Here is a 17,853-nt window from a genome sequence, read left to right on the forward strand (position 1 = left end):
GTAACCGCCGGTTATTGCGCTTCCCCATATTTTTCCAGCAGCGCCTCCGCAATCGCCAGCGTTTCAGCATCCGCGAACCCCTGATAGTGAGCAGGACGGAAATGCATCTGAAAAGCCGCAATCAGGTTCTGTTGCTCACGCGCCGTCATTCCTTCAGTTACCTGATAGCCGTAACGCTGCAAACGATCAAGCAGGAGGGGAACCGGAACGGCTGCTTCACGATCTTGCCCGGCTAAGTAAAAAGCGACGCGTTGCGGATCGGGCCATGCCCCGATGCCCTGTTCAGCCAGCTGCTGCCACGGAAACTGCGGGCCTGGGTCCTGTTTACGCTGAGGGGCGATATCACTGTGGCCCACGATATTTTCTGGCGCAATACCATAACGCCGGGTGATGTCGTTGATAAGGGCGATGAGGGCGCGGATTTGCCCAGGCGGAAAAGCTTGCCACGTCAGCCCGGTGAGCGTCCGGCGATAGCCGTTATTGACCAGCTCGATACCGACGGATGTGTCATTGATGCGGGTTGCGCCGCGCCAGAAACTTGGCCCGGCGTGCCAGGCCAGATCCGTCTCCGGTACCAGTTGCCAGATAATGCCCTGGCCCTTACGCTGCGGCGGCTGGCGGGGAATAAGATAATGGACGCTGACCTCACGATCGGTCAGCGTCGCCAGAGAAGAGGAAAAATCCTCGGCGGTATAATGTATCACCACCACTTTAACCCGTGGTCGCGCGCCCTGAGCAGGGTGACGCAGATCGACCCAGTAGCCTGGTCGCGATTCTATGCCCGACTGACAGCCCACCAGCAGCCAGACCGTCAACAGCAGCAGCAGCCGTTTCAACGAATAATAACCGCCGTGCCCGTCACGCTCACCATCAGCATACTGCTGTCTTTACCCACGGTTTCGTAATCGATATCTATGCCGACCACCGCATTGGCCCCCAGCGCGTTGGCCTGCTCTTCCAGCTCTTTGAATGCGATCTCCCGCGCCTTGCGCAGTTCTTTTTCATAAGCGCCCGAGCGGCCGCCAACGATATCGCGGATACCGGCGAAAAAATCGCGGAAAATGTTAGCACCGAGAATCGCTTCCCCGGTCACCACGCCACAGTAATCCGTAATACTGTGGCCTTCCAGCGTGGGCGTCGTCGAAAATTTCATCCTGTTCTCCCGTTGCGTAAACCGACCAAAGGCTCTTTCACCTAAAAGCAGAACTATACTCTATGTTAAAAAGGCACCTTGCCAGAGAACAATAAGGAAATCGAGATGAGAAACAAAGGTTTTGCGCTTTTGCTCCCGGCCGCGCTACTGCTGAGTGCCTGTACGACAGTAGAGCCGGTAACCAAGGATAATGGCCCACGAACCGCCCCTTGCATTGAAGGCGGCCCGGATACCGTGGCACAAAAGTTCTATGATATGCGGATTGAACATCCTACCTCCGGTCTGCCTGATAGCACGACACTGGCAAACTATCGTCCCTACCTGAGCGAAGGGCTTTATCATTCGCTTCAGGAAGCGAGTCAAAGCCAAAATGCCGCCAAATGGCGCAACGGCGATGTGTTCTCCAGCCTTGCTCAGGGGCCCGCTCAGGCTGACGTTGCCGATGCATCAACCATCCCGAACCGGGATGCCCGCAATATTCCGCTACGGGTAAAAATGAGCCGCGACAATAAGCAGTGGCAGGATGAAGTGCTGATGATCCACCAGGGCAGTTGCTGGGTGGTGGACGATGTGCGCTATGTCGCAGAGGGATCGCATCCCGAAGGCGGTTCGCTGAGCCAGATGCTTGAAAAGGCGAAAAAATAAACCCTGTTCGTTCTCACGTCTGATTCACTTTAACGTCTGAAAGCGCCGGCCTGAAGGCCGTGCGTTTTCAGACGGCATCCTGTCTGCTTTCCAGAAACGCCTGCCGGTCACCTCACAACATCTTGTGCTAATCTTTTGGGTGTTTACCGCTTATTCGTAAATTTTAAGCCACCTTAATTGCATAACTATTTTGGTGACGTTAAAATCCGCAAAACTAATAGCTATTCAAAATTGGCGCATGAGTATTCAACTAAACGCGATTAATTGTTTCTACGGTGCTCATCAGGCGCTGTTTGATATCAACCTGGACTGTCCGCAGGGCGAAACGCTGGTGCTGCTTGGCCCAAGCGGCGCAGGCAAAAGCTCGCTGTTGCGTGTGCTGAATCTGCTTGAGCATCCCCGCTCCGGTCAGTTGCACATTGCAGGTAATGATTTCGACTTCAGCAAAACCCCTTCTGAGGCCGCGATACGTGAACTGCGTCAAAACGTGGGAATGGTTTTCCAGCAGTACAATCTCTGGCCGCACCTGACCGTGCTGCAAAACCTGATGGAAGCCCCCTGCCGTGTACTGGGTTTAAGCAAAGCCGATGCCCGGGCCAGAGCCGACAAACTGCTCGATCGCCTGCGTCTCACCAGCTACAGCGACCGCTTTCCTCTGCACCTTTCTGGTGGACAGCAGCAGCGCGTTGCCATTGCCCGCGCGCTGATGATGGAGCCGCAGGTGCTGTTATTTGATGAACCTACCGCCGCGCTGGATCCCGAGATCACCGCACAGATCGTCAGTATCATTCGCGAACTGGCGCAGACCCAGATTACTCAGGTGATCGTCACCCATGAAGTGGAAGTGGCACGTAAAACGGCCAGCCGCGTGGTGTACATGGAAAACGGTCACATTGTGGAACAGGGCGATGCCAGCCGCTTTACACAGCCGCAAACCGAGGCGTTTGCACACTATCTTTCGCACTAAGTCAGGATGCTAACAATGAAAAAAGTCGTACTTGCTGCACTGCTTGCCGGATTAAGCCTGAGCGCTTCCGCTGCCGAAACCATTCGTATTGCTACCGAGGCTTCCTATCCTCCTTTTGAGTTTGTTGATGCGAATAACAAAATTCAGGGCTTTGATGTCGATCTGGCTAATGCGCTGTGTAAAGAGATGGATGCGACCTGTACGTTCACTAATCAGGCGTTCGACAGCCTGATCCCCAGCCTGAAATTTCGCCGTTTTGATGCGGTGATGGCCGGCATGGACATTACGCCTGAACGTGAAAAGCAGGTGCTGTTCAGCAAACCTTACTATGACAATTCTGCCACCTTCGTTGCGCAGAAAGGCAAAGTCGCCAGCATTGAAGCGCTGAAAGGCAAGCGCGTTGGCGTACAGAACGGGACGACCCATCAAAAATACCTGACTGATAAGCATTCGGATATTACCGTGGTGCCCTACGACAGCTACCAGAATGCGGTGCTGGATCTGAAAAATGGCCGCATTGATGCCGTTTTTGGCGACAGCGCGGTCGTCAACGAGTGGCTTAAGCAGAACGCAAACCTGGCCCCGGTGGGTGAGAAAGTGACCGATAAAGACTATTTCGGAACCGGTCTGGGCATTGCCGTTCGTCAGGGAAATACTGAGCTGCAAAGCAAATTCAATGCCGCGCTTGATAAAATCAAAGCCGATGGCACCTACAAAACCATCTACAGCAAATGGTTCCAGCAGTAATTTCTGATGAATGAAATAATCCCGCTTGCAAGCGCCGCCGGCATGACCGTCGGCCTTGCTGTTTGTGCCCTCATCGCTGGCCTGGTGCTGGCGATGATTTTTGCCGGCTGGGAGTCGATGCGGCTGAAGCCGCTGGCATGGATCGGTACCGCTCTGGTCACGCTGATACGCGGCCTGCCGGAAATCCTGGTTGTGCTGTTTATCTACTTTGGCGCATCACAGGTGTTACTGACCTTATCTGATGGCGTTGTCCTGAACTTCGGCTTTTTCAGGCTGCCGGTTCAGATGCAGATTGAAAATTTTGACGTCAGCCCGTTTCTCTGTGGCGTGATTGCGCTGGCGATGCTCTATGCCGCCTATGCGTCGCAAACGCTGCGCGGCGCGCTGAAAGCCGTGCCGATTGGGCAGTGGGAATCAGGCCAGGCGCTCGGCATGAAAAAGTCAGCGATTTTTGTCCGCCTGATCATGCCGCAAATGTGGCGTCATGCGTTGCCAGGCCTGGGAAACCAGTGGCTGGTGTTGCTGAAAGATACCGCACTGGTGTCGCTGATTAGCGTTAACGACCTTATGTTGCAGACCAAAAGTATCGCGACCCGAACCCAGGAGCCTTTCACCTGGTTTTTAGTGGCGGCGGCCATTTACCTGCTGATCACGCTGTTCAGTCAGGCCGTGCTGCGTCGAATTGAATTGCGCACTACCCGTTTTGAGCGGGGGGACCGCTGATGCTGCACTATCTACCCGAACTGCTGAAAGGGCTGAATACCAGCCTGAGCTTAACCGCCGCTTCCCTGGTGACCGCGCTGCTGCTGTCGCTGATGTTTACCATCGTGCTGGCCTTGAAAACGCCGCTGTTTTCGCCGCTGGTAAAAGGCTTTATTACCCTGTTTACCGGCACGCCGCTGCTGGTGCAGATCTTCCTGATCTATTACGGGCCGGGGCAGTTTCCCAGCCTGCAAACAGTGCCCTGGTTATGGCACCTGCTGTCACAGCCATGGCTGTGCGCCATGCTGGCGTTGTCACTCAACAGCGCGGCCTATACGACGCAGCTGTTTTACGGTGCCGTTCGGGCGATTCCTGCGGGTCAGTGGCAGTCCTGTGAAGCGCTGGGCATGACGCCCCGGCAAACCCTGCGTATTCTGCTGCCTTATGCGTTTAAGCGCGCGCTGTCCTCCTACTCCAACGAAGTGGTGCTGGTGTTTAAAGGCACATCCCTGGCGTTTACTATTACGCTGATGGAGGTGATGGGGCATGGTCAACTGCTGTATGGCCGAACCTATGACGTCACGGTTTACGCGGCTGCGGGGCTGATTTACCTGTGTGTTAACGGTCTGCTTACCCTCATGATGCGCCTGATTGAGAAACGCGCTTTGGCGTTTGAACGGCGGAATTAATCCTTCGGCAGGGCAACCTGCCTGATTAATTTTATAATCATATTTATTGCATAAAAATTCATTTACTGGCATCGTGTGGCGCATTCACTTGCTGTGTTATTGATGGCTAACGGGAGCCTGTAATGAAAAAATGGATGATTGCCGCCGTACTGGCAAGCCTGGCGGTAAGCGCCCAGGCGGCTGACAAGATTCGCTTCGCCACCTCTGCTACCTACCCTCCTTTTGAATCGCTGAACAGCGACAACCAGATTGTGGGTTTCGACATTGACCTGGCGAAAGCGCTGTGCGCGCAGATGAAAGCGGAATGCTCATTTACTAATACGGCGTTTGACAGCCTGATCCCTTCGCTCAAGTTCCGCCGCTATGACGCCGTCATTGCGGGTATGGACATCACTGCCGAACGCAGCAAGCAGGTTGATTTCACTCAACCCTATTACGCGAACTCCGCCATCGTGATTGCGCCGAAAGGGAAGTTCAGTTCTGTCGATGCGTTGAAAGGTAAACGAATTGGCGTTGAGAATGGTACGACGCACCAGAAATATCTGCAGGACAAGCACCCAGAAATTACAGTCGTGGCGTATGACAGCTATCAGAATGCCATTCTGGATATGAAAAGCGGTCGCCTTGACGGCGTATTTGGTGACAGCGCAGTCGTCAATCAGTGGTTAAAAAGTAACAGCGAACTGGCCAGCGTCGGTGAGCACGTAACGGATGCCGATTACTTTGGTACCGGCCTGGGCATTGCAGTACGCAAAGGTAATGACCCACTGCGCGATAAATTTAATCAGGCTCTGACGGCGTTAAAAGCGAACGGTAGCTGGCAGAAAATTAATCAGAAATGGTTCCCTGAATAAGTATTATGGGCCAGCGGCGTGTTCTGCTGACCGGTTCTGCACTGTCCTCAGTTCAGCAGATTACCTGACTGGCCCACCCAGCCGTTGATGCGTCAGTAGCGTCAGTACTTCAAAATGCGCCGTATGCGGGAACATATCGAACAGCTGTACCTGTGTCACATCGTAATCGCTCAGCCGGGCAATATCCTGCGCCATCGTCTGCGGATTACAGCTTGAATAGAGCACATAGTCAGGCGCCATCGTGCGGAGATAATCACACAGCCCCTTTCCAATCCCCCGGCGCGGCGGATTCACCAGCACCAGCTGCGGCACCGCATCACGCTCAGTGGCAAAGGCGGTGGAATCGAGTGCGGCAAAACTGACGTTATCCAGGCCCAGCATTTGTGCTGAGCGTTGTGCGCAGGCAATGGCTTCAGCACTGATCTCGATCCCGGTCAGCTGTATCTCTGGTGAAGCGCAATGCAGGCCAAATCCTCCCACGCCGCAAAACAGATCCCACATGCTGGTAATCGGCAGCTGACGCACCCAGTCGCGCGCCGTCGCGTACAGCGCACTGGCCACCAGGGGATTGGTCTGGAAAAAACTTTGGGGCCGTATCCATAGCGGAACACCGTTAAAAACGTCGGCCAGCGACTGCGTTGGCGTCAGCGCGATCTCCTCATCCCCTTCCAGAATGGCCATATGCACCGGCTGGATGTTGACTGAAATCACTCTCAGCTGCGGCAACTGCTGCTGTAGCCAGGGCAGTGCGTTTCGCAGTTGCTCCAGCTTGGTGTGCGATCGCAGAACAAAGCGCAGCATCATCCCGCCCTGGGTACTTTCGGTCAGCAGCAAATACTTCAGTTCACCGCGTTGCCGTTCGATGTTGTAAGGGGTTAAGCCTGCGCGCGCGATAAAGGGTTTTAAGCTCGCCAGTACCGGGGAAAAGCTGTCGGGATAGAGCGGACAGGCGCAAAGATCCGTCGCCTCACCGTTACGCTGTACGATACCGAAAATCGGGCGCTCAACGCTGCCGCTCACCACCATCTTTGCCTTATTACGGAATCCTTGCTGGGCCGACGTGACCGGCGGCAGCCAGTGTTTAACCGGAAACACGGCCAGCAGCTGGGTCAGCTGGGACTGTTTCTCATCAAGCTGCTGGGGATAAGGTTTTTCGAGCCACTGGCAAGAGCGGCAACGGTTAGCGTCATAGAGCGCGCAGTGCATGGTAAAGCCTGTGTTAACGGTCGGAAGGGTTGGCGGAGCGCGATTGTATCACCGCTTACGGAAAAATGCGCGGCTGCTGGCGGGGAGAAAAAGCAGCAACAGCACCACCAGATCGGGCAGTTTTTGCAGCAGCGTGCGATGGATAATCTGCAGGTTATTATCCCCTTGAATGCTGAAAATTTCCGGATAGATCCAGCCGGTGGAAGCCATGAGCATATAAAACAGCACCACGATTTGCGCCACCACGAATCCCCAGCGTCCCCGGTTGCTGCCGCGCATCAGGGTAAAAGCACAACGCAGTTCAAATAAGAAAATGACCTGACTGGCGATAAAGATCAGCGTGGAATCCCATGACTGCGCACTGCGGTGCACAAAGTTAGCTATTTCGGCGTAACCCAGCGCATTCGCCAGCATTAACACGCTCAGACAGCGCGTGGCAATAATCGCCACGCCAGCCACCGTGACGGGCACCGGGGCTGAGGGTAAAACAGAGCCGTGCTTAAGGGTTTCCGACATGTCTTTTACTCCACCATGACGATAAAGAGGCTGGATTAACCAGCCTCGTCACAGAATGGCAAAAGTCGGCGGTTTTAGCCACGTTTCGCTTTCTGAATATCGCTTATACGCTGCTTTTCTTCATGCGCCATCACGCGCCAGGCAATAAAGCCCACGATGCCCACGACGAACAGGATCAGGGAAGCCAGCGCGTTAATCTCCGGATTCACCCCACGTCGCACCGTGGCGAAAATAGCCATCGGCAAAGTGGTGGCGCCCGGCCCGGTCACAAAGCTGGCAATCACCAGGTCATCCAGTGACAGCGTAAAGGCCAGCAGCCAGCCCGTCACAATCGCTGGCGCAATCATCGGGACCGTAATCACAAAGAAGACTTTCAACGGCGTCGCGCCCAGATCCATCGCCGCCTCTTCGATAGATCGGTCCAGCTCCCGCAGGCGCGAGTTAATCACCACCGCCACATAAGCGGTACAGAACGTCACGTGTGCCAGCCAGATGGTGAGCGTACCGCGTTCCGTTGGCCAGCCCAGCGCATTCCCTAAGCCGACAAACAGCAGTAACAGCGACAGCCCGGTGATCACATCAGGCATCACCAACGGTGCGGTCAGCATAAAGGCAAAGCCGTTATGACCACGGAAGCGCCCAAACCGCACGATAATCACCGCCGCCATCGTGCCCAGCACCACCGCCATCGAGGCTGAAAGCCCGGCAATGGTCAGGCTCAGCAGCACCGCATCGATCATGGCATTGTCCTGAAACAGCACCCGATACCAGTTGAATGAAAACCCTTCCCAGACCGTCACCAGCTGCGAACTGTTGAAGGAGTAAACCACCAGCAGCAGCATCGGCGCGTAAAGAAACAAAAAGCAGCAGGCTAAAATCGCCGTACGCCAGGGAGAGCGGATCGTTGGCAGATTGTTCATCCCTTCTCTCCCATTTCACGGTTTTGATGTTTGTGGAACCAAATAATCGGCAGAATCAAAATCAGCAAAATGATCACCGCCAGCGCAGAGGCCACAGGCCAGTCACGATTGTTAAAGAACTCCTGCCAAAGAATACGGCCAATCATAATACTGTCCGGACCGCCCAGCAGTTCGGGGATCACGTACTCGCCCACCGCCGGGATAAACACCAGCATGGAACCGGCAATGATACCGCCCTTTGTCAGGGGCACGATCACGCTGAAGAAGGTTTTCAGCGGGCGCGCGCCCAGATCCAGTGAGGCTTCCACCAGCGAATAATCGATTCGCGTCAGCGCGGTATAAATAGGCAGCACCATAAAGGGCAGATAGCAGTAGACAATCCCGATATAGACCGCCGTATTGGTATACAGAATCACTAACGGATGGTCGATCACGCCCGTCCACAACAGAAAACGGTTGAGAATACCGTTGTTGTTCAGCAGTCCCATCCAGGCATAAACCCGCACCAGAAACGACGTCCACGACGGCAGGATCACCAGTAACAGCAGGACAGAACGCATCGAAGGCTTGCTGTGCGCCACGGCCCACGCCAGCGGATAACCAATCAGCAGGCAGATCACGGTGGAGATAGCCGCCACTTTTAACGACTGTAAATAGGCGTCGATATACAGCGGATCGTCGCTCAGCGTGACATAGTTGCCCAGATTCAGCACCAGGCTGAGTTGATCGTCAGCCCAGTTGACCAGTTCGGTATAAGGCGGAATCGCCCGGGCAATATCCGCGAAGCTGATTTTCAAAACAATGAGGAACGGCAGCAGAAAAAAGAGAATCAGCCACAGGTAAGGTAATGCAATGACGAGCTTGCGCCCGTGCTGCATCTTTATGCGCGTTGCCCAGCGCTGCAACGGCGTACCGAGCAGCTTAGCCGGGGCTTTCGTGCGTTGAAAAATCTGGTTCATCGCGCCTCCTTAAACCGTCAATACCACGCAGCTGTCACTGTCCCAACACAGGCGCACTTGATCGCCCCAGGTCGGTAACCCTTTGCGGTAGCGATGTGCATTTTGTAGCTGGGCACTGAGCATCTGGCCACTGTGCAGGCGAACATGGTAAATGGAGAGATCGCCCAGATAGGCAATGTGGACCACCTCACCGTCAGCAAAGTTACAACCATCGGCAGGCACGTCTTCACACAGCATCACTTTTTCAGGGCGCAGGGCGACGTGAACCGGCACGTTATCCACCACCGATACGTCTGAATCGACTTTAAGAGGATGCTTCAGGCCGGGGCTGTCAATCACCAAACCGTCTTCCTGACGTTCGCGCAGCAGGCCTTCAAACACGTTTACCGAGCCGATAAACTCGGCGCTGTAGCGGCTGGTAGGATGCTCGTAAATCTCTTCCGGCTCACCGATCTGCACGAATTTGCCGCGGTTCATGATGGCAATACGCCCTGCCATCGTCATGGCTTCTTCCTGATCGTGCGTCACCATTACACAGGTCGCCCCAACGCGCTCCAGAATGTCCACCACTTCCAGCTGCATGCGGTCGCGTAGCTTTTTGTCCAGCGCCCCCATAGGTTCATCCAGCAGCAGCAGTTTCGGCCGCTTCGCCAGGCTGCGCGCCAGCGCCACGCGCTGACGTTGACCACCCGAAAGCTGGTGCGGTTTGCGTTTGGCAAATTCCTGCATGTGTACCAGCGACAGCATTTCTTCGACGCGTTGGGTGATTTCCCCTTTTGCCAGTTTGTCCTGCTTCAGGCCAAAAGCAATGTTCTGCTCTACCGTCATATGGGGAAACAGCGCGTAGCTCTGGAACATCATATTAATAGGACGTTGATAGGGCGCGACATGCGAGAGATCGTGACCATCCAGTACAATCTGGCCGCTGGTGGGCTGTTCAAACCCTGCCAACATGCGTAACAGGGTTGATTTGCCACAGCCGGACGCGCCGAGCAGGGCAAAAATCTCGCCTTTATAAATGGTCAGGCTGACGTCGTCCACGGCATGCTGGCCGTCAAAGGATTTGGTCAGATTACGAATTTCCAGCAGCGGCGTTAACGCTTTTGCTGTTTTATTTTGCGGGCGAGGGATGGCATCGTTCACGAATGTAGTTCTCCGGAGCCAGGCGGAACAACGCGGCAAACAGTGCCGCTAAAAATGGCACAACAGAGGCCTGTACTGCGCCTCTGTTGCTGTTGCATAACATATGCTGTCGAATTACTTACCGCTTTTAACCTTAGTCCATGCACGTGTGCGTACACGATCCAGTTTCGGGTCCTGAATCTTCAGCACAAACAGTTTGGCCATCGCATCCGGTGTGGGGTAAATACCCGGGTTGTTACGGATATCGGCATTAATTAACGGCAGTGAGGCTTTATTGCCGTTGGCGTAATTCATTTTATTGGACACGTCAGCAATGACTTTCGGATCCATGATGTAGTTCAGCCAGGCGTAAGCCGCATCAATATCTTTTGCGTCTTTAGGAATCGCCATCATATCGAAGAACGCGAGTGCGCCCTCTTTCGGTACGCTGTAACCAATGTTGACGCCATTCTTCGCTTTCTCCGCGCGGTTTTTCGCCTGAAGAATATCGCCCGACCAGCCAATGGCTACACAGATATTGCCGTTCGCCAGGTCGTTAATATATTGCGAAGAGTGGAAGTAACGAATATTGGGACGCAGCTTCAGCAAGAGATCTGTCGCAGCACCGGAATAATCTTTCGCATCGCTGCTGTTAGGATCTTTGCCCAGGTAGTTAAGTACGGTGGCAAAGATCTCTTCGGGCGCATCCAGGAAAGAAACGCCACAGCTTTTCAGTTTTTCCAGGTTTTCTGGTTTCATCACCAGATCCCAACTGTTTACCGGCGCATCAGCGCCCAGCGCGGCTTTAACTTTTTCGACGTTATAACCAATTCCGGTGGTGCCCCACAAATATGGAATGGCATATTTATTATCCGGGTCATGCTGGGCGACTTTCGCCATCAAGGCAGGGTCCAGATTTTTATAGTTTGGCAGTTTGCTTTTATCCAGCGGCTGAAACACGCCAGACTGAAGTTGACGTCCCAGGAAACTCGATGAAGGCACCACGATGTCATAGCCGGTGCTACCAGCCATCAGTTTGCCTTCCAGGACTTCATTGGAATCAAACACGTCATAGACCACTTTAATACCGGTCTGCTTTTCAAAATTAGGCACGGTATCTGGCGAAATATAATCCGACCAGTTATAAACGTGCAGCGTCTTATCTTCCGCCATGGTACTGGCTGAAGCAGCCATCAGCACCCCAGCCACCACACCTGACAACCATTTTTGACGTTGGTTGAACATGCTTTTAATCCTCCTGAGCGGGTTATAACAACGCTGCACATCAGTGATTCGGTTTTGCGTTTAGTGATTAAAAATCAGTTACACAATGAATCATTATTCAGTGGACGTTTAATAGTAAAAACCTATACCTGCACGGCATTGTCACTGTTGTCGCCGCCCCGCAAGCATAGCCCCCCCATTCAGGGTTAACCAGATCTCAGCGTAAAAAACGCCTGAACTCAATATTTTATGCATGTTTAAGCTATGAGGTTCGGCTTTTATGGCATAAACAACGTCATTAATCTGGCAATTAAGGGCTTAATGCAGAATAAAACATTACGGTTATAAATTAACCTGTGTTGTTCACAATTGATAACATTAAGAATTACAGGCGCGGAACCGCAAAAATCGTCGTTGTGGCGTCAGCCAGGAGGGGAAATACGTGGCAGGTAACAAAGGGCGCGTCGGAAATAAAAAAGCCGTCAATGATGACGGCTTAATCAACGCAGATGTTTAATGCAGGACAGAATGCATGGCGCTGCTTGCAACATGCTCTTCATCTTCACCTATCATCAGCAAATTATTGGCAAAGGCTTCCATGATGACCATGGAAATCTCTTCTTCACTCTGCTTCATAAAATGCGAGAACTGACCGAAGGTTAACCCGGCCGTGGTCATCATTGACTGGCAAACAATAAGCTTAGGCAGATTGTCATCCTGTATATCGATGAACGCCTTAACCGTCAACGAACTGGCGTTGATTTGCGATAAGTCACCCACCAGCGGAATTAATGCGGTCGGTTTGACTTCCGCCAGTGCTGAAAACAGAATGACGTTATCGACCAGGTCGATTTTAGCGTCAAACACCCCGTCGAAGTTTTGCATATGCGGCAAATGAAGCGCCTGGCAAGCATCACATTCAAACCAAGTGATATTTTGCTGATCCAGCCAACGACGCAGCAGGTCGATATCCGGAACGACAAGAGAATCCATTGTAAAATCCCATGGGGTGATAAATAAGCGACCTAGCTTACGGAAAAACCGGGTGAGATTCCACGAAAACCACTGGAAAACGCGGGTCAACCCGCGGTTTTAGGACGGAGCCCGGGGGTAGCATGTCGTTCAATGTGGTCGATCATCATGCCTGCAATGTCCAGACCGCTTGTGGTTTCAATGCCTTCCAGGCCGGGAGACGCATTTACCTCCATGACCAACGGGCCACGTTTTGAGCGCAGAATATCCACGCCTGCCACATCCAGCCCCAGTACAGCGGCAGCTTTTACCGCCATCTCACGTTCCTGCTCGCTGATGTCAACCGTACAGGCGGTACCGCCTCGATGTAAATTCGAACGGAAATCCCCTTCTTTCGCCTGACGCTCAATGGCTGCCACGACACGATCGCCAATCACCAGGCAACGCACATCGCGTCCGCGCGCTTCCTGGATAAACTCCTGCACTAAAATATGTGCATTAAGCCCGCGAAAGGCATCAATGACGCTTTCTGCCGCCTGGCGCGTCTCGGCCAGCACGACGCCAATGCCCTGGGTTCCCTCGACCAGTTTCACCACCAGCGGCGCACCGCCCACCATGGCGATCAGGTCCTGAGTATCATCCGGAGAAGAGGCAAAACCCGTTACCGGCATATCTATCCCGTCCCGGGCCAGCAGTTGCAGGGAACGGAGTTTGTCGCGCGCGCGGGTCACAGCGGCGGATTCGTTTAACGGATAACTGCCGCACATTTCGAACTGGCGTAACACCGCGGTGCCATAAAAGGTAATACCGGTGCCAATACGCGGAATAACAGCATCGAAATGCCCCAACAGCTCGCCGCGGTAGTGAATACCGGGCGAGGCGGGGTTAATGTTCATATAACAAGAGAGAGGATCAATGATCTGCACAAAATGACCGCGCTGTTCGGCGACGTCACGTAAACGGCGACAGGAATAAAGCGTTCCATCGCGCGACAGAATGGCCATTTTCATCCATCAAAATCCTTGCGTTAAATTAGCGTGTTGCCCAGCCCTGCTGATGCAGGTAATCCAGCATAAACGGGCGGGTTTCTTTGATGATCAGGCGCTGAATCAACTGGCTCCAGGTTTCGCTACGCTGATTGCTGTCGCGTTGTTCATAGTAGATCGCCGTACGGCTATCGTAATCAGCCAGCACAGCCGGGTCCACAGGTTGATAACGATTTTCATGTACCAGCATCGACTGCGGAATACGTGGTTTCACATCCGGCACGGATTCAGGATAGCCCAGGCAGAAACCAAACAGCGGCAGCACAAACTTTGGCAGCCCCAGCAGCTCGGTTACCTGGGCGATGTTGTTACGAATACCACCAATAAATACGCCGCCCAGCCCCAGGGATTCTGCTGCTACCATGGCATTCTGCGCCATCAGTGCTGTATCCACACAGCCGAGCAGCAGCTGTTCTGCCCGCCCTAACTGGGCATCCGGGCAGATTTGCAGATGACGATTAAAGTCCGCGCAAAATACCCAAAATTCCGCCGCATCGGCCACCCACGTCTGGCCGCCCGTCAGGGTAACCAGTTGATCGCGTAACGCCGGATCGGTCACGCGTACAATGGATGAGCACTGCAAAAAGCTGGATGTGGACGCCGATTGCGCCGCAGCAATAATCGCGTCACGCTGTTCAGTACTCACCTTCTGGTCAGTGAAAGAACGGATTGAACGGTGGCTGCACAGTAAATCGATAGTCGGTGTCATAAAATCTCCAGCTAATTATCTTTTTTTTCAGATTGGTTGAACAACTGCGGCGCCAGTGCTTTGGCACAGCGCCACATCAACAGCCAGGCGGCAGGTAACATCAGCATAATGCCGATGATAAACAGCGCGGTCGCTAAGTGCTTACTTCCGGCACCGTTGGGCAGGCCAGGTAACCAACGGTTAACCACGACCAGCGCGCCGACAATAAGCAAACCGCCCAGCGCTTCCATTGCCAGTATGGTCTTAGGCAACGTTGCGATGTTCCGCATAGCTTTCTCCTGCCTCAAGGCTAATTGACTCTCAATTATGGATAACATCCCTTAAATTGCACATCAGCGGTTTCAGATCGCGCTCTGACTCACTTTGTGGATTCATAGGATGCAGGCATCAGACTAACAGGTAAATCCTGCTTTCTTTAAGCGCGACGAGCGGGCATCATTATCGGCTTTCCTGACTTTGTCGTGTGATCATCATCACACAACGTACCTCGCAAGGAGTTCTCAATGATTGCTGTTATTTTTGGTCGTCCCGGCTGCCCTTACTGCGTTCGCGCCAAAGAACTGGCGGATAAACTGCAGGCCGATCGTGATGATTTCAACTACCAGTATGTTGATATTCAGGCGGAAGGCATCACCAAAGCCGATCTCGAAGCCAGTGCGGGCAAACCGGTCAGCACCGTACCGCAGATTTTCCTGGACGATCAGCATATCGGTGGCTACACCGAGTTTGCGGCGTGGACAAAAGAGAATCTGGGATTTGTTGCCTGAGCAACAGAGGCGGTAACCTGAATGTGCGCGCTGGCGTGATGCCAGCCGCGCCTTAATGAAATGGCTGACCTGACTCAACAGGATAACGGGCAGTACATAACCCCGTATAAGCACTTAACGTCTGGACGCGGCGATCAGTCGCAGCAACCGCACGAGTAGTGCACCGCATCCCGCCCAAAACATGCCGCTCAGGCTCCAGATAGCAATATAATCCCATCGGGTAGGCTCAGCGAAAACGCCATGCAATAACAGCGCGGCCAGTAGCGTCCCGGTAAACGCCATAATCAGCGTGCTTTTTAGCGGTGCCTCTTGCTGCATCAGCGCCATTAATGCACCAGGTAGCAAAAAAAACAGCAGTTCAGGCTGGCTGTGTAACACCTGCTTATCTAACAGCCGGAAATCCTGGGTAAACATAAAGACTAAACAATAAAACACGCCACCTGACAGGCAGGTTGCCCAGAAATAATAACGCTGCGGCATAACTCCCCACTCATTAAAAACTCGCCAAAACATCGTCTGTGACCTTGCTGAGCCCGGTGGAAATAAAAATAAACAGCCGTTTGCCATACGAATGAAAGTCGCCAATGGCTGAGAATGGTTTTTCTGATTAGAATATTGGCCTCGTTACCTTTTCAGAAATCGATGATCGCTGAAGGTAATCTTACGGCTTGCTCAAGATAGCGAAAAACAAGCCTCTCTTCAATAGGTTACAAGTAAACAAGAAGTTAAAATGTTGAATGTTAACATCGCAGAATTGTTAAGAGGTAATGACATTCTGTTATTATTTTTCGTGCTGGCTCTGGGACTTTGTCTGGGGAAATTACGTTTTGGCTCGGTGCAACTCGGCAATTCCATTGGCGTATTAGTGGTTTCGTTATTATTAGGCCAGCAGCACTTCTCGATGAATACAGATGCCCTAAGCCTGGGCTTTATGTTGTTTATTTTTTGTGTCGGTATTGAGGCGGGTCCCAACTTTTTTTCTATTTTCTTTCGGGACGGCAAAAACTATTTCATGCTCGCCATCGTGATGGTGGTCAGCGCCCTGCTGTTGGCCCTGGGATTTGGCAAATTCTTTGGCTGGGATATCGGGCTGACCGCGGGCCTTCTGGCCGGTTCCATGACCTCTACGCCGGTGCTGGTCGGTGCAGGCGATACGTTGCGCCAGAGCATCAGCGATCCTAAACAGCTCAGCATGATGCAGGATCAACTCAGTCTGGGCTATGCCGTTACCTACCTGATAGGGTTAGTCAGCCTGATTTTTGGCGCTCGCTATCTCCCCCGTCTGCAACATCAGGACTTACCCACCAGCGCACAACAAATTGCACGTGAGCGCGGCCTTGACGCTGACAGCCAGCGCAAAGTGTTTCTGCCGGTGATTCGTGCTTATCGTGTGGGCCCGGAGCTGGTGGCATGGAGCGGCGGTAAGAATCTACGTGAGCTCGGGATCTATCGCCAGACAGGCTGCTATATCGAACGTATCCGCCGTAATGGCATCCTCGCCAGTCCGGATGGCGATGCGGTGCTGCAACTGGGGGATGATATTTCGCTGGTGGGCTATCCGGATGCGCACGCGCGACTGGATGCCAGCTTCCGTAATGGAAAAGAAGTCTTTGACCGCGATTTGCTGGATATGCGGATTGTGACCGAAGAGATTGTGGTAAAAAACCACAACGCCGTAAACAAGCGGCTGAGCAAACTCAATCTTACCGATCACGGCTGCTTTTTAAACCGCGTGATTCGCAGCCAGATTGAGATGCCAATTGACGACAATATCATGCTCAATAAAGGCGATGTGTTGCAGGTCAGTGGTGAGGCGCGGCGGGTAAAAAGTGTGGCGGATCGCATTGGCTTTATTGCGATTCACAGCCAGATAACCGACCTGCTGGCATTCTGTGCCTTTTTTATCATCGGCCTGATGGTCGGGTTGATTACGTTTCAATTCAGCAACTTCAGTTTCGGCATCGGTAATGCCGCTGGGTTGTTGTTTGCCGGCATTATGCTGGGCTTCCTGCGCGCTAACCATCCCACCTTTGGCTATATTCCGCAAGGTGCGCTGACGATGGTTAAAGAGTTTGGGCTGATGGTGTTTATGGCAGGCGTTGGCCTGAGTGCCGGGAGCGGTATCGACCATGGCATATCGGCTAACGGCGCGCTGATGCTCTTGTGCGGCCTGTTGGTCAGCCTGTTGCCGGTAGTGATTTGCTACCTGTTTGGTGCTTATGTTTTACGCATGAACCGCGCGCTGCTTTTCGGGGCCATTATGGGTGCACGCACCTGCGCACCGGCTATGGAGATTATCAGCGATACGGCGCGCAGTAATATCCCTGCGCTGGGCTATGCCGGCACCTACGCCATCGCGAACGTTTTGCTGACGCTGGCGGGCACATTAATCGTTATTATCTGGCCGTTACTGCCCTTATAAAATTTTTTTACTGACGTCCAGAACTTTTTTTACCGACCACAGTCTGAATAAGTGCCACTGCTTTTCTTTGAAATCCCCAAATTGTGGAGCCCGCTGGTCTTTTTCCCAGCGGGTTTTTTTATGCCTTGCATCCTGCCCGCCCCACTTCAACATTAAAACTTCACCAAACTTAAACCATTTTGCAACCTTAGTGCAGATTAAGAACCTTGTGATGGACTCTCTGCCCGTCTGCA

22 protein-coding genes are annotated in these 17,853 nt (G+C 53.1%); 8 read left to right on the forward strand and 14 right to left on the reverse strand.

Annotation, left to right across the window (positions count from 1 at the left end):
* Positions 1-11: 11 nt before the first annotated feature.
* A complete protein-coding gene (locus tag QNH99_RS14900) occupies positions 12-836 on the reverse strand; it encodes an N-acetylmuramoyl-L-alanine amidase (RefSeq protein WP_063881141.1) in 825 nt (274 codons plus the stop codon).
* Positions 833-1,153: a heavy metal-binding domain-containing protein gene (locus QNH99_RS14905; RefSeq protein ID WP_096012214.1), complete on the reverse strand. Its 321-nt coding sequence runs from the start codon at positions 1,151-1,153 to the stop codon at positions 833-835. The genes QNH99_RS14900 and QNH99_RS14905 overlap by 4 nt, the downstream gene beginning before the upstream one ends.
* 105 nt (positions 1,154-1,258) lie before the next feature.
* On the opposite strand from QNH99_RS14905, the gene QNH99_RS14910 reads away from it, so the two are divergent.
* The 6 genes from QNH99_RS14910 to artJ (QNH99_RS14935) all read left to right on the forward strand — a co-directional run bounded on the left by QNH99_RS14910 (position 1,259) and on the right by artJ (QNH99_RS14935) (position 5,757).
* Positions 1,259-1,798 carry a lipoprotein gene (locus tag QNH99_RS14910; protein ID WP_096012213.1) on the forward strand — a complete coding sequence of 180 codons (540 nt, stop codon included), beginning with the start codon at positions 1,259-1,261 and terminating at the stop codon, positions 1,796-1,798.
* 238 nt (positions 1,799-2,036) lie between these two features.
* The gene (artP, locus tag QNH99_RS14915) at positions 2,037-2,765 is read left to right on the forward strand and encodes an arginine ABC transporter ATP-binding protein ArtP (protein ID WP_096012212.1); all 729 of its coding nucleotides are present in this window, start codon (positions 2,037-2,039) and stop codon (positions 2,763-2,765) included.
* 15 nt (positions 2,766-2,780) lie between these two features.
* A complete protein-coding gene (artJ, locus tag QNH99_RS14920) occupies positions 2,781-3,512 on the forward strand; it encodes an arginine ABC transporter substrate-binding protein (RefSeq protein ID WP_063878927.1) in 732 nt (243 codons plus the stop codon).
* 6 nt (positions 3,513-3,518) lie between these two features.
* On the forward strand, positions 3,519-4,235 hold the full coding sequence (gene artQ, locus QNH99_RS14925) for an arginine ABC transporter permease ArtQ (protein WP_096012211.1): 717 nt from the start codon (positions 3,519-3,521) through the stop codon (positions 4,233-4,235).
* Positions 4,235-4,903, forward strand: coding sequence for an arginine ABC transporter permease ArtM (gene artM / locus QNH99_RS14930; protein ID WP_063878925.1), 669 nt, complete (start codon positions 4,235-4,237; stop codon positions 4,901-4,903). Before artQ ends, artM begins: the two co-directional genes overlap by 1 nt.
* A gap of 122 nt (positions 4,904-5,025) precedes the next feature.
* Positions 5,026-5,757 carry an arginine ABC transporter substrate-binding protein gene (gene artJ / locus QNH99_RS14935; RefSeq protein WP_063878924.1) on the forward strand — a complete coding sequence of 244 codons (732 nt, stop codon included), beginning with the start codon at positions 5,026-5,028 and terminating at the stop codon, positions 5,755-5,757.
* Positions 5,758-5,817: 60 nt separating this feature from the next.
* On the opposite strand, the gene rlmC is transcribed toward artJ (QNH99_RS14935), so the two are convergent.
* The 10 genes from rlmC to QNH99_RS14985 all read right to left on the reverse strand — a co-directional run bounded on the left by rlmC (position 5,818) and on the right by QNH99_RS14985 (position 14,700).
* The gene (gene rlmC, locus QNH99_RS14940) at positions 5,818-6,963 is read right to left on the reverse strand and encodes a 23S rRNA (uracil(747)-C(5))-methyltransferase RlmC (RefSeq protein WP_410516868.1); all 1,146 of its coding nucleotides are present in this window, start codon (positions 6,961-6,963) and stop codon (positions 5,818-5,820) included.
* Positions 6,964-7,011: 48 nt separating this feature from the next.
* Positions 7,012-7,479 carry a YbjO family protein gene (locus QNH99_RS14945; RefSeq protein WP_063878922.1) on the reverse strand — a complete coding sequence of 156 codons (468 nt, stop codon included), beginning with the start codon at positions 7,477-7,479 and terminating at the stop codon, positions 7,012-7,014.
* 74 nt (positions 7,480-7,553) lie between these two features.
* Positions 7,554-8,399, reverse strand: a complete 846-nt coding sequence (gene potI, locus QNH99_RS14950; protein ID WP_096012207.1) for a putrescine ABC transporter permease PotI — start codon at positions 8,397-8,399, stop codon at positions 7,554-7,556.
* Complete coding sequence (potH, locus tag QNH99_RS14955; protein WP_063878920.1) at positions 8,396-9,358, reverse strand: putrescine ABC transporter permease PotH; 963 nt, start codon at positions 9,356-9,358, stop codon at positions 8,396-8,398. Before potH ends, potI begins: the two co-directional genes overlap by 4 nt.
* Positions 9,359-9,367: 9 nt before the next feature.
* Positions 9,368-10,501 carry a putrescine ABC transporter ATP-binding subunit PotG gene (potG, locus tag QNH99_RS14960; protein WP_063878919.1) on the reverse strand — a complete coding sequence of 378 codons (1,134 nt, stop codon included), beginning with the start codon at positions 10,499-10,501 and terminating at the stop codon, positions 9,368-9,370.
* Between the two features lie 114 nt (positions 10,502-10,615).
* Positions 10,616-11,725, reverse strand: coding sequence for a spermidine/putrescine ABC transporter substrate-binding protein PotF (potF, locus tag QNH99_RS14965; RefSeq protein ID WP_063878918.1), 1,110 nt, complete (start codon positions 11,723-11,725; stop codon positions 10,616-10,618).
* 492 nt (positions 11,726-12,217) lie between these two features.
* Positions 12,218-12,697 carry a YbjN domain-containing protein gene (locus tag QNH99_RS14970; protein ID WP_063878917.1) on the reverse strand — a complete coding sequence of 160 codons (480 nt, stop codon included), beginning with the start codon at positions 12,695-12,697 and terminating at the stop codon, positions 12,218-12,220.
* Between the two features lie 86 nt (positions 12,698-12,783).
* Positions 12,784-13,686: a 30S ribosomal protein S6--L-glutamate ligase gene (rimK, locus tag QNH99_RS14975; RefSeq protein WP_063878916.1), complete on the reverse strand. Its 903-nt coding sequence runs from the start codon at positions 13,684-13,686 to the stop codon at positions 12,784-12,786.
* A 22-nt stretch (positions 13,687-13,708) separates the two neighbouring features.
* Positions 13,709-14,431: an oxygen-insensitive NADPH nitroreductase gene (gene nfsA, locus QNH99_RS14980; protein ID WP_063878915.1), complete on the reverse strand. Its 723-nt coding sequence runs from the start codon at positions 14,429-14,431 to the stop codon at positions 13,709-13,711.
* Between the two features lie 11 nt (positions 14,432-14,442).
* Positions 14,443-14,700, reverse strand: coding sequence for a DUF1418 family protein (locus QNH99_RS14985; protein ID WP_063878914.1), 258 nt, complete (start codon positions 14,698-14,700; stop codon positions 14,443-14,445).
* Positions 14,701-14,934: 234 nt separating this feature from the next.
* Between QNH99_RS14985 and QNH99_RS14990 the strand changes: the two genes are divergently transcribed.
* Positions 14,935-15,198 carry a GrxA family glutaredoxin gene (locus QNH99_RS14990; protein ID WP_063878913.1) on the forward strand — a complete coding sequence of 88 codons (264 nt, stop codon included), beginning with the start codon at positions 14,935-14,937 and terminating at the stop codon, positions 15,196-15,198.
* A gap of 114 nt (positions 15,199-15,312) precedes the next feature.
* On the opposite strand, the gene ybjM is transcribed toward QNH99_RS14990, so the two are convergent.
* Positions 15,313-15,678, reverse strand: coding sequence for an inner membrane protein YbjM (gene ybjM, locus QNH99_RS14995; RefSeq protein ID WP_256852433.1), 366 nt, complete (start codon positions 15,676-15,678; stop codon positions 15,313-15,315).
* Between the two features lie 253 nt (positions 15,679-15,931).
* On the opposite strand from ybjM, the gene QNH99_RS15000 reads away from it, so the two are divergent.
* Positions 15,932-17,620, forward strand: coding sequence for an aspartate:alanine antiporter (locus QNH99_RS15000; RefSeq protein ID WP_109717278.1), 1,689 nt, complete (start codon positions 15,932-15,934; stop codon positions 17,618-17,620).
* Here QNH99_RS15000 and QNH99_RS15005 read toward each other — a convergent pair.
* Positions 17,615-17,773 carry a hypothetical protein gene (locus QNH99_RS15005; protein WP_156506656.1) on the reverse strand — a complete coding sequence of 53 codons (159 nt, stop codon included), beginning with the start codon at positions 17,771-17,773 and terminating at the stop codon, positions 17,615-17,617. The genes QNH99_RS15000 and QNH99_RS15005 overlap by 6 nt on opposite strands.
* Positions 17,774-17,853: the final 80 nt, after the last annotated feature.

Origin of the sequence: Pantoea allii, from assembly GCF_046529425.1 — a bacterium.
GTDB lineage: Bacteria > Pseudomonadota > Gammaproteobacteria > Enterobacterales > Enterobacteriaceae > Pantoea > Pantoea allii.

Bases quoted from the DNA above. Each gene is read 5' to 3' on its own strand.
- QNH99_RS14905 (WP_096012214.1), bottom strand. From the start codon at position 1,153: ATGAAATTTTCGACGACGCCCACGCTGGAAGGCCACAGTATTACGGAT.
- rlmC (WP_410516868.1), bottom strand. From the start codon at position 6,963: ATGCACTGCGCGCTCTATGACGCTAACCGTTGCCGCTCTTGCCAGTGG.
- artM (WP_063878925.1), top strand. From the start codon at position 4,235: ATGCTGCACTATCTACCCGAACTGCTGAAAGGGCTGAATACCAGCCTG.
- QNH99_RS14970 (WP_063878917.1), bottom strand. From the start codon at position 12,697: ATGGATTCTCTTGTCGTTCCGGATATCGACCTGCTGCGTCGTTGGCTG.
- potF (WP_063878918.1), bottom strand. From the start codon at position 11,725: ATGTTCAACCAACGTCAAAAATGGTTGTCAGGTGTGGTGGCTGGGGTG.
- QNH99_RS14910 (WP_096012213.1), top strand. From the start codon at position 1,259: ATGAGAAACAAAGGTTTTGCGCTTTTGCTCCCGGCCGCGCTACTGCTG.
- rimK (WP_063878916.1), bottom strand. From the start codon at position 13,686: ATGAAAATGGCCATTCTGTCGCGCGATGGAACGCTTTATTCCTGTCGC.
- artP (WP_096012212.1), top strand. From the start codon at position 2,037: ATGAGTATTCAACTAAACGCGATTAATTGTTTCTACGGTGCTCATCAG.
- artQ (WP_096012211.1), top strand. From the start codon at position 3,519: ATGAATGAAATAATCCCGCTTGCAAGCGCCGCCGGCATGACCGTCGGC.
- potI (WP_096012207.1), bottom strand. From the start codon at position 8,399: ATGAACAATCTGCCAACGATCCGCTCTCCCTGGCGTACGGCGATTTTA.
- potH (WP_063878920.1), bottom strand. From the start codon at position 9,358: ATGAACCAGATTTTTCAACGCACGAAAGCCCCGGCTAAGCTGCTCGGT.
- QNH99_RS14945 (WP_063878922.1), bottom strand. From the start codon at position 7,479: ATGTCGGAAACCCTTAAGCACGGCTCTGTTTTACCCTCAGCCCCGGTG.
- artJ (WP_063878924.1), top strand. From the start codon at position 5,026: ATGAAAAAATGGATGATTGCCGCCGTACTGGCAAGCCTGGCGGTAAGC.
- QNH99_RS14985 (WP_063878914.1), bottom strand. From the start codon at position 14,700: ATGCGGAACATCGCAACGTTGCCTAAGACCATACTGGCAATGGAAGCG.
- nfsA (WP_063878915.1), bottom strand. From the start codon at position 14,431: ATGACACCGACTATCGATTTACTGTGCAGCCACCGTTCAATCCGTTCT.
- ybjM (WP_256852433.1), bottom strand. From the start codon at position 15,678: ATGCCGCAGCGTTATTATTTCTGGGCAACCTGCCTGTCAGGTGGCGTG.
- QNH99_RS14990 (WP_063878913.1), top strand. From the start codon at position 14,935: ATGATTGCTGTTATTTTTGGTCGTCCCGGCTGCCCTTACTGCGTTCGC.
- QNH99_RS15005 (WP_156506656.1), bottom strand. From the start codon at position 17,773: ATGTTGAAGTGGGGCGGGCAGGATGCAAGGCATAAAAAAACCCGCTGG.
- artJ (WP_063878927.1), top strand. From the start codon at position 2,781: ATGAAAAAAGTCGTACTTGCTGCACTGCTTGCCGGATTAAGCCTGAGC.